This is a genomic window from bacterium (assembly GCA_026129405.1).
GTDB lineage: Bacteria > Desulfobacterota > Binatia > DP-6 > DP-6 > JAHCID01.
The window spans coordinates 692,344-706,537 of record JAHCID010000002.1 but is presented as its reverse complement, the minus strand read 5'-3'; the positions used below and the strand labels follow the sequence as shown (position 1 = coordinate 706,537).

Annotated in this window: 14 protein-coding genes; 6 read left to right on the top strand and 8 right to left on the bottom strand. The window is 75.7% G+C overall.

All coding sequences use genetic code 11. The features are described 5' to 3' along the window. From KIT14_11545 to KIT14_11535, 3 genes are read right to left on the bottom strand one after another with little or no spacing between them, the layout of a single operon-like run. On the bottom strand, positions 1–1,347 hold the full coding sequence (locus KIT14_11545) for a radical SAM protein (protein MCW5891169.1): 1,347 nt from the start codon (positions 1,345–1,347) through the stop codon (positions 1–3). After that, positions 1,344–2,456: a hypothetical protein gene (locus KIT14_11540; GenBank protein MCW5891168.1), complete on the bottom strand. Its 1,113-nt coding sequence runs from the start codon at positions 2,454–2,456 to the stop codon at positions 1,344–1,346. Before KIT14_11540 ends, KIT14_11545 begins: the two co-directional genes overlap by 4 nt. 7 nt (positions 2,457–2,463) lie before the next feature. Then, positions 2,464–3,333 carry an ABC transporter substrate-binding protein gene (locus KIT14_11535; protein ID MCW5891167.1) on the bottom strand — a complete coding sequence of 290 codons (870 nt, stop codon included), beginning with the start codon at positions 3,331–3,333 and terminating at the stop codon, positions 2,464–2,466. A 237-nt stretch (positions 3,334–3,570) separates the two neighbouring features. Between KIT14_11535 and KIT14_11530 the strand changes: the two genes are divergently transcribed. The 3 genes from KIT14_11530 to KIT14_11520 are packed head-to-tail and all read left to right on the top strand — an operon-like array spanning position 3,571 to position 6,667. Beyond that, complete coding sequence (locus tag KIT14_11530; protein ID MCW5891166.1) at positions 3,571–4,206, top strand: class I SAM-dependent methyltransferase; 636 nt, start codon at positions 3,571–3,573, stop codon at positions 4,204–4,206. Then, positions 4,203–6,254: a glycosyltransferase gene (locus KIT14_11525; GenBank protein MCW5891165.1), complete on the top strand. Its 2,052-nt coding sequence runs from the start codon at positions 4,203–4,205 to the stop codon at positions 6,252–6,254. The genes KIT14_11530 and KIT14_11525 overlap by 4 nt, the downstream gene beginning before the upstream one ends. Continuing rightward, positions 6,179–6,667, top strand: coding sequence for a hypothetical protein (locus KIT14_11520; protein MCW5891164.1), 489 nt, complete (start codon positions 6,179–6,181; stop codon positions 6,665–6,667). Before KIT14_11525 ends, KIT14_11520 begins: the two co-directional genes overlap by 76 nt. On the opposite strand, the gene KIT14_11515 is transcribed toward KIT14_11520, so the two are convergent. Continuing rightward, a complete protein-coding gene (locus KIT14_11515; protein MCW5891163.1) occupies positions 6,661–7,446 on the bottom strand; it encodes a trypsin-like serine protease in 786 nt (261 codons plus the stop codon). The two genes, KIT14_11520 and KIT14_11515, sit on opposite strands and share 7 nt — an antisense overlap. Before the next feature lie 96 nt (positions 7,447–7,542). Between KIT14_11515 and KIT14_11510 the strand changes: the two genes are divergently transcribed. Genes KIT14_11510 through KIT14_11500 form a run of 3 tightly spaced genes read left to right on the top strand, consistent with a single transcriptional unit; the run spans position 7,543 to position 9,814 of the window. Continuing rightward, positions 7,543–7,740: a hypothetical protein gene (locus KIT14_11510; GenBank protein MCW5891162.1), complete on the top strand. Its 198-nt coding sequence runs from the start codon at positions 7,543–7,545 to the stop codon at positions 7,738–7,740. Between the two features lie 29 nt (positions 7,741–7,769). After that, a complete protein-coding gene (locus KIT14_11505) occupies positions 7,770–9,017 on the top strand; it encodes a hypothetical protein (protein ID MCW5891161.1) in 1,248 nt (415 codons plus the stop codon). Between the two features lie 41 nt (positions 9,018–9,058). Beyond that, positions 9,059–9,814, top strand: a complete 756-nt coding sequence (locus KIT14_11500) for a metallophosphoesterase (protein MCW5891160.1) — start codon at positions 9,059–9,061, stop codon at positions 9,812–9,814. On the opposite strand, the gene KIT14_11495 is transcribed toward KIT14_11500, so the two are convergent. From KIT14_11495 to KIT14_11480, 4 genes are all read right to left on the bottom strand, one after another. Beyond that, entirely contained in the window at positions 9,811–10,260 is a 450-nt protein-coding gene (locus KIT14_11495; protein ID MCW5891159.1) for a cyclic nucleotide-binding domain-containing protein, read from the bottom strand. The two genes, KIT14_11500 and KIT14_11495, sit on opposite strands and share 4 nt — an antisense overlap. Before the next feature lie 9 nt (positions 10,261–10,269). Beyond that, positions 10,270–11,358, bottom strand: coding sequence for a nitronate monooxygenase (locus KIT14_11490; GenBank protein ID MCW5891158.1), 1,089 nt, complete (start codon positions 11,356–11,358; stop codon positions 10,270–10,272). 99 nt (positions 11,359–11,457) lie between these two features. Beyond that, the gene (locus KIT14_11485; protein MCW5891157.1) at positions 11,458–12,402 is read right to left on the bottom strand and encodes an MBL fold metallo-hydrolase; all 945 of its coding nucleotides are present in this window, start codon (positions 12,400–12,402) and stop codon (positions 11,458–11,460) included. Positions 12,403–12,514: 112 nt separating this feature from the next. Continuing rightward, positions 12,515–14,110 carry a thrombospondin type 3 repeat-containing protein gene (locus tag KIT14_11480; protein ID MCW5891156.1) on the bottom strand — a complete coding sequence of 532 codons (1,596 nt, stop codon included), beginning with the start codon at positions 14,108–14,110 and terminating at the stop codon, positions 12,515–12,517. Between the last annotated feature and the right edge of the window lie 84 nt (positions 14,111–14,194).

The following is a 14,194-nucleotide window of genomic DNA, read 5'->3' as shown; positions in this document are numbered from 1 at the left end:
CTACGACGTGGCGCGCGGCCGCGGCGCCAGCGCCGCGGCCTGCCGCTCGCTGAGCCAGGCCTGGGTCGCGGGCGGGTAGAACGCGAGCGTCACGAGGTCGTGCACGAGCTGGCCCGTCGGCGTCAGCGCGAGCGTATCGCCCTCGTCGGCGACGAGGTCGGCCGCGCGCAGGCGGTCGAGCACCGGGCCGAACTCGGCCTCGATCGGCGTGCCGAAGGTCGCCTGCCAGGCGCCGCGGTCGAGCGGGCGGCCGTCGCCGAGCGACTGCCCCAGGAAGCGGATGCGGCGGTCCTGATCGGCGAGCGCGAAGGTCTCGGCGACCGGGCTCTCGCCCGCCTCGACGCGCGCGCGCCAGGCGTCGAGGTCGGCGTGGTTGCGGTAGACCGTGGCCGCGAGACGCGAGCGGGCGCTCGGCCCGGCGCCGAACTGGTCGCCCGTACTGCCGGTGTCGTCGATCGCGTCGGGCCCCGGCGCCTGGCCGCCGTCGGGGCGCACGAACGTGTGCCAGCGCGTCTGCACGAAGCCCAGCGCGTCGGCGGTGCGCTTCACGTGCGCGCGCCAATGGAGCTTGCGCGGGAGATCGAGCCGCTCGGCGGGCGCGAGCGCGCGCGCCACCGGCGTGCGCTCGTTGACGCGCAGGCTGTAGGTCGTCACCGCGTCGACGCCGGTGGCGACGACGTCGGCGAACGCGCGCGCGAAGGTCGCCTCGGTCTGTCCCGGCAGCCCGTAGATGAGGTCGACGTTCACGACGAAGCCGCTCGCCACCAGCATGCGCAGCACGTCGAGCGCGTGCGCCGGCGCGTGCCGGCGGTGGACGCGGTCGAGCTCGCCCGCGTCGAGCGACTGCACGCCGACGCTGACACGGCCCACGCCGTGCGCCCGCAACACGTCCACGTGCGCGGGCGTCACCGATTCGGGCGAGCTCTCGACGCACCAGCGCGCGCGCGGCTCGCGCACCGTGCGGTCCAGCACCGCCCCGAGCAGGCGGTCGAGCAGGTGCGGCGGCAGCGCCGTCGGCGTGCCGCCGCCGAGATAGAGATGGCGTAGCCCCGTGCCCGGTGGAATCCAGGCGAGCTCGCGCACGGCGGCGTCCACGTAGCGCGCCTTCGCGGCCTCGTCGTCGCCGATGCGCTTGGCATAGAAGCAGAAGGTGCAGGCGTAGTTGCAGAACGGCACGTGTACGTACACCGCGAGCGGGCCGTCCCCGCGCCGCGTGCGCGCGGCGCCGGCCGCGGCGCGGAAGACCGGCGCCGCCATCGGATAGATATGCGGCGGCGCGTAGGGCACGTGCAGGGCCCCGGCGAGGGCGTCGGCGATGCGGTCGATGGCGGCGGGGTCGAACGTCATGCGCGTCCTCCGTCGGCGCACAGGGCGGCGATGTCGCGGGCGATCGCCCCCACGGCGTTCGGCCCGAGAGCGGCGAAGAACGCGTGCTGGCGGGCGGCGAGCGCGGCCAGGTCGCCCTCGCACATGGCGCGAAGCGCTGCGCGGAGACCGCGGCGCGTCTCCGCGTCGTGCAGCCGTGGGCGGACGAGCGCCCGCACCCGCTCGGTGCGACCCGCCTCGGGCATCCCGACGACGATGCTCTCCGGCGGCAGGCGGTCGGCCCAGTGGAAGGCGTGCGGCGCCAGGCCCTGCGCGCGCAGCGCCTCCAGGATGAGCCACTGGCTGTAGCCGAGCGGCGGGAGAAAGCCGGTCGGCACGCCGAGCTGGAAGCACTCGAGCGCCGTGGTGAGCCCGGGCGCCGCCAGGACGAACGCGGCCGACGCGAGCAGGCGCGCCGCCGCGGCCGGCGCCAGCGACGTGAACGTGATCCCGCGCCCGGCGTGGCGCGCGGCGAGCCGCGCCCGGCAGGGCTCGCTCGCCATGCAGACCGCGCGGCCCGCGAAGCTCGCGACCAGGCCGGCGTCGACGACGGCCTCGACGAGGAGATCGAGCCAGGCGCCGTCGGCGGCGGCGTCCCCGAACGGCGACGCCGTGCCGCCGAGCGCGATCACGAGTCCCGCGCCGTGTACCCGCGGGGCCGCCGTCGGCGGCACGACGGGGCCGATCACGGTCGCGAGCCCGGCGGCGCGTCCGCGGACGCCGACGAAGTCCTGGGCCCAGTAGCGCGTCGCGGCGCGGAACGCGGGCGGCACGTGGTCGCGCATCCAGAGGAGGCTGTCGACGACGAAGGTCGGGCGTCCGCGCCGCTGGGCGACGGCGAGATGCTCGCGCTCCATCAGCGAGAGGAGACCGGCGCTCGCGTCGATCGCGGCGCGGACCGCCGGCGCGTCGCCGGGCCCGGTGAGCACGTCGTCGAAGACGGTGCTGCGGCGCGCGGCTTCGAGGGCGCTGCCCTCGCCGAGGAAGACGGGACGCAGCCCGTGCCCCCGCAGCGCGCCGGCGAGCGTGGCGAGCTTGGTCGCCGGTCCGTAACCGATGGGCGCCGCGCAGCAGACGAGCGTCGGCGCCACGCGCGCCTCAGGCCGCCGCGGCGCCGCGCCGGGCGCGCTCGAGGAAGGTGAGATCCTTGAAGCCGGCGTCGGGACGGCGCGCGAGGTAGCCGCGGGCGAGCATGACGTCGAGCACGGCGTCCATGGCCGCGCTGCGCCCGAGCGCATGGACGTCGGGGGCGTTGTGCGCGAGCGCGCCGGACACGTGCCGCGCCTCCACGCCAATGTGGCGCGCGCCGATCGCGGCGGCGCGCTCGGGATCGTCGCCGACGACGCGCGCGCCGGCGACGAACGCGCGCACCATGCGCTCGACCACGTCGGGCCGCTCGGCGATCAGCGCCGCCGACGTCGTGAGCGAGCAGCCCGGCACGCCGGGCCAGACGTCGCGGGTCCGGCGCACGACGTCGCCGAGCCCGAGGTGGTGGAGCATGGTGGCCCAGGGCTCGACCATCGACGCCGCGTCGACGCCGCCGCCGACGAAGGCGAGGATCGCCGCGTCGCCCGACGGTAGGCGCAGCGTCTCGGCCTCGCCCCAGCCGAGGCTCTGCACCAGACCGACGGCGGTGAGATCCTTCATGCCGCCTTCCTGCGGCAGCGCCACGCGGGCGACGTCGGTAGGCGCGCAGCCGCGGCGCACCACGAGCGCCGCTTCCTCGCAGCCGGAGCCGCAGATCAGGACCAGCGGCTCGCCACGCGCCCCGGCCGCCGCGACACGCGTCCACGGGATCACCGCGAAGTCGACCTGCCCGCGCAGCATGCGCTCGGGCACCGCCCACGCGGTGGGCGCGTAGTCGAGCGCGACCTCGAGCCCGTGCGCGCGGAACAGACCGAGATCGGCGGCGACGTATGCAGGCAGCTGGCAGACCCCGCGCAGGAGCGCCAGGGTCACGCGATCCACGAACGCTCCACGGCCACGCGCGCGGTTCTAGCGGCGCGCGCCGACCGCGGTCAAGAAAACCGTCCTCGCCGGGCGTCGAGTTGACTCCGCCCCCCGCGCGCTCCTATGCCGCTCGGCGATGATCGTGCGGCGACCGCGCGGGGAGCCGGCGGGAACGCGCGCCCGGCTCGCCACCCGCGTCGACGGCGAGTCCGGCGCCTCCGCCCCGGGCACGCCGTCGATCGGGGTCCCGCGCGCGTGAACGCCTGGATCGCGTCGCTCCTCGCGGAGCCGTCGTTGCTGCGCATGGGCCATCTCCAGCGCGCCGCCGACGCCAACCTCGGCCTCGGCTGGATCTACTACGCACTCGGCCGCGCGCTGCGCCCGACCACCGCGGTCGTCGTCGGCTCGTGGCGCGGCTTCGTGCCGCTGATCCTCGGCAAGGCGCTCGCCGACAACGTCGAGAGCGGCACGGTGTGGTTCGTCGACCCGTCGCTCGCGGACGACTTCTGGACCGACCCCGGCGACGTCGACCGCCATTTCCGCCGCTTCGGCGTCGACAACGTGCGCCATCTGCGCATGACCACGCAGGAGTTCGTGACCAGCGACGCCTATGCGGCGCTGCCCCCGCCGGGGCTCGTCTTCATCGACGGCCTCCACACCGCCGAGCAGGCCGCCTTCGACTGGGAGGCGTTCGCACCGCGCCTCGCGCCCGGTGCGGTCGTCTGCTTCCACGACAGCCGGAGCGAGAAGACGTCGCCCATGTACGGTCCGGATCGCGCCTATCGCTGCAGCGTGGGCACGTTCCTCGCGACCCTGCGGGCGCGCCCCGACCTCCAGGTGTTCGACCTGCCCCTCGGTCCGGGCCTCACCCTCGTCCGCCGCCACCCATGAGCCGCCTCGCCGACTGGCTGTACCTCTTCCGCCGCGGCCGCAACCTCCCCGCACGCATCGGCGACCAGGTGCGCACGCTGCACGGCATCGCCGAGCAGATGACCACGCTGCGCACGCGCATCGACCGGGTCGAGCAGGAGGTGCGCGACGTCGGCGCGGGCGTCGCGCGCACGATCCACGGCATCGATCTCGCGAACTTCGAGAAGGCGTCGGCGGCGCAGCTGGCGGAGGTCGCCGCGGGCACCACGGCGCTGGCGCAGGCGCTCGGCGCCCTGCGGACGGAGCTGGCGCAGGCGCGCATCCAGCTCGGCGCCGAGCTGGATGCCACCGCCGCCGCCCTGCGCGACGAAGCGCGCGAGCAGGCGCTCGTCCTCGAGGGCGAGATCCGCGCGCCCGCCCGGCGGGCGGCCGAAGCGGCGCTGCTGGCGACGCTCCCGCCCGTCGAGGCCCGCGTCCCCGGCGTCAGCGTCCTGGTGCCGTGCTGGCAGCACGCGCCCCTGCTGCCCGCCGCGGTCGCGAGCGCCCGGGCCGCGCTCGACCGTCTCCCCGTTCCGGGCGAGATCGTGATCTCCGACGACGCCTCGCGCGACGCGAGCCGCGCGCGCGCCCGCGCGCTCGCCGCGGAGGACGCGCGCGTCCGCGTGCTCGAGAGCGACGTCAACCTCGGGCTGGCACGCGCCCGCAACGTCCAGCTCGCGCAGGCCCGCTTCCGTCACGCGCTCCTGCTCGACGCCGACAACACCCTCGAGCCCGACGGCGTGGCGACGCTGTACGCGTCGGCGGTGGCGACGGGCGCCGTGCTGACCTACGGGCCGAGCACCGTCGCCGACGAGCACGGCCGTCCGCGCACGGTCTACGGCGGCGAGCCGGCGGCGCCCGCGCTCCTGTGGGCGAACTGGATCGACACCATGTCGATCGTCGACGTCGACGCCCTCCTCGCGCTCGGCGGGCTCGACGCGGAGGCGCACGGGCTGCAGGACTGGGAGCTGGCGCTGCGCCTCGTGGCCCTGCGACGCCCGATCGCGTTCGTGCCGACGGTGGTCGGGCACTACCGGGCGTCGCCGCTCTCGATGATCGCCGACGCGCCGGGCACGCGGCGGCACCGGCGCCTCCAGCGCCTGTACGGCATCGACGGCCCGCTGCCCGATGCCGCGCTCAGCGCCGCCGTCCATCATCCCGCGCTCGGCTGGCTGTCGGCGGCGCCGGGCTGGAACGGCGCGCCGGCGCCCGCGCCGCCGGCGCCCGCCGCGGTCACCGTGCGGCGCCCGCGGCTCCTCGTGGTGGCGTCGGGCGGCGTGCGCAACCACGGCGACGACGCCATCCTGCGTGCGACGCTGGAGCGCCTCGCGCGCCTGCGCCCCGGCTGCGTCCCGGTGGTGGTCACCGACGGCGACGCCGTACCGGCCCTCGGGCGGCTCGGCGTGTGGGCGGGCACGACGGCGGAGCTGTGCTACGGGCTCGACCCGGAGGCGATCCGCGCCGGCGCACCCGCCGACGTCGCGGCGACGCTGATCGCCCGCACCGGCGCCGTGGGTCGCCCGATCGACCCGGCGCTCGCCGACCTGCGCGGGTTCGACGCCGTGCTGCTCGCCGGCGGCGGCAACCTCGCCGCGCCGTGGCTCTATCTCGTCGCCTGGCGGGCGGCGATCGCCGCCGCCGCACGCGGCAGCGGCGTGCCGGTCGTCGTCAGCGGCCAGGGGCTGGGCCCGCTCTCGGAGGAGATGCTGCCCCTGCTCGCGGTCGTGACCGCGAGCGCCGCCGCCTTCGGCGTGCGTGATCCGGGCTCCGCGGCGCTGCTCGCCGCGCACGGGCTCGGCGGCGACCACGTCACGGTCGCGGGCGACGACGCGCTCGGGCTGCAGGTCGACGTCGCCGGCGCGCGCGCGCCTGCGCGCCGGCGAGACTCGCCGGCGACCGCCCCCTCGTCGGCTTCCAGGCCCGCGTCGCCGACTACGTCGGCTGCGGCGGCGACGTGCTCACGCGGCTGGCGGCCGCCGTCGACGGCCTCGCCGCGGCGCGCGGCGCGACGGTGGTGGGCATCCCGATGAACGCGCAGGCGCCGCAGACGGAAGCCGAGCTCCAGCTCGCCCTGCGCGACGCGGTGCCGCACCGCCGCGCCCGTTGGGCGCTCGCCGCCGTCGACGACGACGCCGTCGCCGCCGCCGCGACCATCAAGGCGTGCACGGCCGTGGTCACGTGCAGCTTCCACACCGCGCTGTTCGCGCTCGAGGGCGGCGTCCCCGCGGCGCTCGTCGCCGGCACCGAGTACTACGTCCGCAAGGCGCAGGCCCTGTACGACGCGTTCGGCCTGCCGGCGCCGATCGCGGTCGCCCCCGGCGCCGACGCCGCCACCCTCGGCGCGACGCTCGACGGGCTCGGACGCGCGCCGTGGACGCGCCCGTTCGGGGCGGCGTCGGTGGAGTCCTGGCTCGACGGCGCGCTGCCCACCGCGGACTACTGATCGCCACGCGAGACGGTGTCGATCGCGGCCTGGATCCAGGACGCGAAGAGCGCCACGTTGGTGTCCCAGCTGAGCTTCCCCGGGCAGTCCGGGAAGCCGCCCGAGGTGAGGCCGGCGACGGCCCCGCCCACGATCAGCGGGCCGCCCGAGTCGCCGCGGCAGGTGTCGCTCGTCCTGCGCTTCGGCTTCCAGCAGATCGAGGTGCGAAGCTGCCCCTTGGCGAGGCCGGCCCGGCGAAAGACCTTCGGACACCGCTTCACGCGCACCTCGCCCTCGCGCTTCGTGCCCGCAGCGCCGCCGGCCCCGTCGGCGCCGAAGCCGACGATCGTGGCGTGGGTGCGCGGGCGCGGCACGGCGGTCGCCCAGGGCAGCGGCGTCACGTCGGTCACGGGCTCGGCGAGAAACAGCAGCGCGATGTCGGCCCACGCCGCGACGCCCGCCCGATACTCGGCGTGGACGACGGCCCCGATGCCCGGATGGAAGCTCTCCTGGACGCCGTTCGGCGAAAGGTAGATCCCGGCGTCGAGCACCTCGCCTTCCAGGCAGTGTGCCGCCGTGAGGACGACGTCGGACGCCACCAGCGTCCCCGAGCAGAGGCCGACGACGTCGCCCTCGAACGACACCATCACCGCGCCGACCGCGGGATACGCGGCCGTCGGCACGCCGTTGTGGATGCTGGTGCTCCCAGCGGAATCGGCGGCCGGTACGGCGGGCGAGGCGACCACGAGCCAGGCGGCCGCGAGCGGGACGACGAGGGCCAGACGACGACGGGCCAGCACGCGTGTCGGCTACCATGGCCGACTCGGGGTCACCAGACGGACTCTGCGTGGTCCAGCCTGCTGGACCTCCGCCCGGTGATGTCGGATATCCGCGGCATGCATGCTGCGATCCTCGCCCTGGGTCTGCTGCTCTTCGCGCTGACGAACGGCTGCCAGTGGCAGGCGCCCAGTCCGGCCGAGATCCGCGAGATCGATCCCGACACGCCCACCCGACCGAGCCAGCTCCCGCCGCCCGCCGAGGGCGTACTGGAGAACGAGGAGGTCATGGAGCCGGAGTCGGACCCCGATCAGTGACGGGGCCTGCGCCGGTCTCGTTCCGAGCCATGTCGAACCGGGGGCTCTTCGTCGTCGGGGTCGCCTTCGTCGCGTTCTGCGCCGCGGTGATGCTCCTGCCGCGCCGGACGATCCGCGACACCGAGCGGCGCGGCAGCGTGGTCGCGCGGACGGCCGACGGCACGCCCGTCGTGGTGACGCTGCTCCAGCGCGAGGTCGACGAGATCGTGATCCGGGGCGGCCTCCGCTCCATTCCCAGGATCGCGTCCGTCACCTGGTACGAGCCGATCCTGGTCGCGCACGACGCGCGCAGCGGCGCGGCGCGCTGGACACGCACGCTGGAGCGCATCGACGCGCACGACGTGCAGGAGCAGAGCCGCATCCTCGCCGCCGACGGCGACCGCGTCTGGCTCTTCGCGGCCGGCATCCTCGGCGTCGACGCGGCCAGCGGCGAGACCGTCGTCGACGCGGCGGCGCTCGAAGCGACGAACCCGGCGCTGCGCGACGTCCTCCCTCGCGAGGGCCGCTGGTTCGAGGTCGAGCGTAAGACGCGCAAGCTCCTCGTCACCGCCGCCGACGGCCGCCTCTGGCGCGTCGACGCACGGCCGCTCGCCGTCACGCCGGCGACGAAGGCCGCGCCCCACACGATCGCCGGCGACTACCTCCGTGGCCTCCAGCAGTGGAGCGCCGGGCCGGCGATCGGCCACGCGCCGCACGACTACACGCTCCAGGGCGACCTCCTGGAGACGCAATGGGTCGGCCTCCTCGCGCCGGAGGAGAAGTCGCGCTTCGAGGGGCAGCTCTCGCAGCCGCTGCGTCCGTCCAACGACCCGCCCCGGCGCCGCCGGCTCTGGTACGCCGATGCGAGCGCGCGCAACGGCATCACCGGGGTGACCTGGTCGTCCCGCGACCTCGCGCCGGCCGACGAATCGGCCGAGTTCCTCCAGGGCGGCCTCCTCCGCGACGGCGGCTACCTGCGCGTCCTGCGCCCGAAGGCGCCCGACGGCTTCCTCGTCCTGCACACCGACCGTCTCGGGGACGGCGGCCAGTACCTCCTGTCGCGCGTCGACACGCGCGGCAGGCCGCGGTGGACGGCGGCGCTGCCGCTGCGCCGGATCGCGGACCTGATCCCCGGCGACGACGTGCTCGTCCTGCTCGGCCCGGACCGCACCGCCGAGCACCCGGGCGACGCGCACGAGCTGCTCGTGACGCTCGACCTCGCCACCGGCCGCTGCCGCACCTGGGACTTCTTCGCCGACGCCGCGCTCGAGACCGCCTGCACCCCCACCGGGGGCTGACGTCGCGCCGGGAACCCGGCGCGGCTAGACTCGCCGGCGCCGTGCGCATCCTGCTGGTCTCCGATCTCCACTACACCCTGAAGCAGTACGACTGGGTGCAGTCCGTGGCGGCCGACTTCGACGTGGTGGTCATCGCCGGCGACCACCTCGACATCGCGGCGGTGGTCGACGGCGACGCGCAGGCGCTGGTCATCCTCAAGTACCTCGAGCGCCTGCACGGCAAGACGCGGCTCCTCGTCAGCTCGGGCAACCACGACCTCACGCGCGACGACGAGCACGGCGAGAAGACGGCGCGCTGGCTGCGCAAGGCGCGCGCCGCGGGCATCCCCATCGACGGCGACCTGTGCGACGTCGACGGCACGCTGTTCACGATCTGCACGTACTGGGACGGACCGGTCGGGCGCGCCGCGGTGGGCACGCTGCTCGCCGAGGCGGCGACGCGGCCGCACCGCCCGTGGATCTGGGTCTACCACGCGCCCCCCGACCAGACGCGCACCAGCTGGATCGGCAAGCGGTTCGTCGGCGACGAGTACCTGAACGGCTGGATCGCGCAGTACCGCCCCGATCTCGTGCTCTGCGGCCACATCCACCAGTCGCCGTTCCGCAAGGGCGGCTCCTGGGTCGACAAGATCGGCGACACCTGGGTGTTCAACGCCGGCCGGCAGATCGGCCCGGTGCCGACCCACGTCGTCATCGACACCGCGGCGCGCACCGCCGCGTGGTCGTCGCTCGCGGGCGAGCAGCAGGTCGGGCTCGACGACGCGGTCGTCGCGCCGCAGCCCGAGCTGATCCTCTAGTCGTCCGCGTCGCGCTGGTGGTGGAGCAGGCTGTCCAGCACCTCGTCGACCATGCCGAGGTGGTCGTCCTGGCCGCCGAACTGGCCCTTCAGGTCGGCGAGGTAGCTCGTCACCATCTGGAGGCGCTTCGCGAGCAGGCGCGACACCTCCAGCGTGACGTCGGGCACACGCAGGAACACGGACGTGTCCTCGACGACGCGGAAGCGCGCCGGCGTCCGCGTGCGCACCGACGCCGTGTGCGCCACGTCGAGCAGCACGGCGACCTCGCCGAACACCGCCCCCTGCTCGGTGATCGTGCCGACCCGCACGTTGCCCTTCAGCACGTCCACCGTCCCCTCGACGAGGACCCACACCAGGCCCGAGCGCTTGCCTTCGTGGATGAACGTCTCCCCGGCCGCGAGCCGGCGCTCCGGCAGATCCCGGCAATGATCGAGGATGGCGGCCACGGGTTCGTCCTACTCGCGTCGCCGTACCGGAGAAAGCGCGCCGGCGGCGGCGTCCACCTCCGCCGCGAGGCGTGCGACCAGCGCCGCCGCCGGCAGCACGCGCGCCAGCGGCGCGCCCTGCCCCGCCCATTGCGCGCCCCAGCCCCACTCGCCGCGCGCCTTCGCGGCGGCGTGGAGCGCCTTCGCCGCGTCGTAGGCGATCGGGTAGTCGGGCACGGCGGCCGCCGGCGTCGCCTCGCCGAGCGCGGTGAAGCGGTTCGCGAGGCAGCGCGCCGGACGGCCCGACACGGCCCTCGTCATCGTCGTGCGGTGCGCCGCCGGGCTCGCCAGCGTCGCCCGGAAGCCCGCGTCGGCCTCCGACTCGGGACAGGCGACGAACGCCGTGCCGAGCTGCGCGGCGGCCGCACCGGCGGCGAGCGCCGCGGCGATGCCCGCCCCGTCCATGATGCCGCCCGCGGCGATCACCGGCACCGGCAGGGCGGCGACGCAGAGCCGCGTCAGCGCGAGCGTGCCGAGGCACGCGTCGGGCGCCGACGGATCGAACACGCCGCGGTGCCCGCCCGCCTCGAAGCCCTGCGCGATCACCGCGTCGACGCCGGCGTCGACCGCGGTCTGCGCCTCGCCCAGGTTCGTCGCCGAGGCCAGCGTCAGGATGCCGGCGGCCCGCAGCGCCCCGACGTGCGCAGGCGGCGGCACGCCGAAGTGGAAGCTCACGACCGCCGGGCGCTCGGCCAGCAGCAGCGCCTGCATGGCGTCGTCGACGAGGTAGCTGCGGTAGATCTCGCGCAGCGTCGCCGGCGGCTCGGCGCCCACGGCGGCGAAGTGCGGCCGCAGGTACGCGCTCCACGCCGCCTCGCGCGCGGCGTCGGCGACGGCGGGCCGATGGCAGAAGACGTTCACCCCGAACGGCCGCGCCGTCGCGGCGCGGGCGGCGGCGATCGCCGCGCGCGCACGCTCCACGTCGACGGCGCCGACGGCGATCGATCCGAGGGCGCCGGCGTTGCTCACCGCCGCCGCCATGGCCGGCGTCGACACGCCGGCCATCGGCGCCTGCACGATCGGCAGCCCGATGCCGATCCGCTCGCACAGCCCGCTCACCGCACGGCGCTCCCGGGGAACCCGCGGATGCGCGCGCCGATCGCGCCGGCGTGCGTCGCGGGCAGCAGGAGGGCGATCACCGCAGGCACGGGCGCCGTCTCAAGCCCGCGTGCCGGCGGCGCGCTCGGTCGCCAGCGCATACATTCCCGCGAACATCGCCGGCACGTCGACCGGCGCGTCGAGCGGCTCGCCGCGGAACTCGCGGTACGCGCGGGCGACGTTGAAGACGATGCGCTCCGGCTCGGTCCACCCGGCGTACGGGCCCAGCTCGATGCGCCGGCAGGCGTCGAGCACGTCGCGGCCGGCGTCGAAGTGGCGGCGCGCCTCGGCGCGCACGTAGGCGAGGTAGTCGCGCATCTCGCGCGGGCCTTCGACGCCGCAGAGCGGTCCGTGCCCGGGCACCACGACCTCGGGCTGCAGCGCGACGATGCGGTCCAGCGCCGCGGTCCAGTGCGCGAACGTCCCCTCCCAGCCGATCGGCGTGCACAGGCGGAAGAGCACGTCGCCGGTGAAGACGACGCGCTCGCTCGGCAGGTGGACGATGACGTCGCCGATGGTGTGCGCCGGGCCGACGTAGACGAGGTGCACCGGCAGCCCGTCGAGGTCGAGCTCGAGGCGGTCGTCGAGGAGGCGCGTCGGCGGCGTCGGTACGACGCCGGTGAAGTCCCACTCGGCGAGCCGCTGCGCCAGCGCCTCGAGGATCGGGTTGCCGCTGCCGGCGCCGCCGCGCAGCGCCTGCATGCCCGCCGGCGTCTCCTTGCCGAAGGCGGCGGCGCAGAGGCGGTGGCCGATGATCTCGGCCTGCGGGAAGAGCTGGTTGCCCCAGCAGTGGTCGCCGTTGTGATGCGTGTTGACGACGCGGGCGACCGGCTCCGGGTGCACCCGCGCGTACTCGGCGATCAGGCGGCGCGTGTGCGGCAGGTCCCAGAAGGTGTCGACGACGAGACCGCCGCCGCGCGCGACGAGCCCGGAGTTGCTGTAGCCGAGCCCCTTGTCCTCCTGGAGGCAGACGTGGACGTCGCGGGCGATCCGGCGGAGCTCCATGGGGCGGCCGTAGCACCGGCCGCGCGCCGCCGGCAACCGCGACACCGCGGCGTCGCGGACACGGTGATCCGGCGGCCCCCGAGGCGCGGGGACCGCCGGACCACCGTCGAGCTCAGCGGACGCGGCCCACGCACTCGAGGCGCAGGCGATCCCGGTCGTGACGCCCCCGGGCGTCGCTCGTGTCCGTGCGGATCCAGCGCCGCACGCGGCGGGCGCGGCCCGTCGGCGCGGGCACCTGGACAAGGGCGGGCTCGGTGCAGGTGTTGCGCACGCCGATGGTGGTGCCGGCGGTGGCCGACGGGGTCACGATCTGCTGGCCCTTCAGCCGCGCCTCGAGCCCGGCGCCGCTCGCGAGCGCGAGGAGGCGGGCCCCGGCGAGACCGTCGGGCGCCGCGAGGATGTCGATGCGGCGCGGCTCGGCCGCCCGGCAGGCGCCGAGGCGCGGGTCGTCGTTGGCGAAGCAGAGGGAGACGGCGAAGGTGCAGCTGCCGTCGGCGGTGCCGTCGCGGTCGCAGACGGGGTCGCCGTCGATGCAGCGGAGGACGCGGCGCACCTTGCCGCCGCGGCGGTGCAGCACCGGCCCCGGCGTATTGAACTCGGCGAGGCAGTCGGTGCGCGGGTTACCGCCGCCGGGGATGCAGCGGCCGGGCGCCGGCAGCGTGCACTGGCAGAGGTCGCCGATGCCATCGCCGTTGAGGTCGCTCTGATCGGCGTTGGCCATGAACGGGCAGTTGTCGTCGGCATCGTCGATGCCGTCCCCGTCCGAATCGCGGGGATCGGGCCCCGGCGGCGTGACGATCGGATCGCAGGCGTCGCCCAGCCCGTCACCGTCGCTGTCCGCCTGGTCGGGGTTCGCGACGTCGACGCAGTTGTCGATCTCGTTCGGCACGCCGTCGCCGTCGTCGTCGTCCTGCCCCGGCGGCGGCGTCACCGTATCGCAGGCGTCGCCGATGCCGTTGCCGTCGCTGTCGGCCTGATCGGGGTTCGCGACGAGCGGGCAGTTGTCCTCGCCGTTCGGGACGCCGTCGCCGTCGGCGTCGCCGTCGGGCGTGAACGGCGCCTCGCAGACGTCGGGAAGGCCGTTGCCGTTCAGGTCGGGCGAGTCCACCGGCGCCGTGCAGGAGGCGATGGCGACGCGGCTCGGGCGACCCTTGCCGTCGTAGAGGAGGCGGATCGTGGCGGCACGGCAGGGCGCCGCGATGCGGGTCTCGAGGAGCAGCTGCATCGGCTCGTCCGCCAGCGTGGCGGGCGCGCCCGGGGCGAACTGGAACGGCACCGAGACGGTGTTCACGCGGTCGCGCAGCGTGACCCCGGACACGAACGTGCTCGCGACCGTCGTCCCGCTCTCGGCCCCGCGCAGCGTGAGCGCGAGCGTCACGCAGCTCGGAAGGCTGCGGCTCGCGCGCAGGTAGAGCAGCGCGGCGCCGTTCGTGAGCTCGTTCGCGGACACGCCCTTCGGCGCGAGCAACGCGCCGATCGTCTGCGTGGTGGCGAAGGTGGGGAAGGCGGCGAGCGTCGGCGCGCCGGGCGTCAGCGTGAGGCTGTCCGACGGCGCGCTCAGCTTCGTCGGCGGCAGGAGGAACAGCGTGTGCCCCGAGCGGAGGAAGAAGTCGTAGGCCTGGAGCGTCGGCGCGGCGGCGCGGCCGACGGAGACGGAGGCCAGGACGAGCAGCGCGGCGAGTGGGAGGCGGAGGGAGGAATGGCGCATCGCGAGGGCGAAAGAGCAGCCGACGTGCCATCGCCGAAGGCCCGCCGGCCGTGGCCGCGCGGCGGCGAGTGCGCCGTCCGCGAC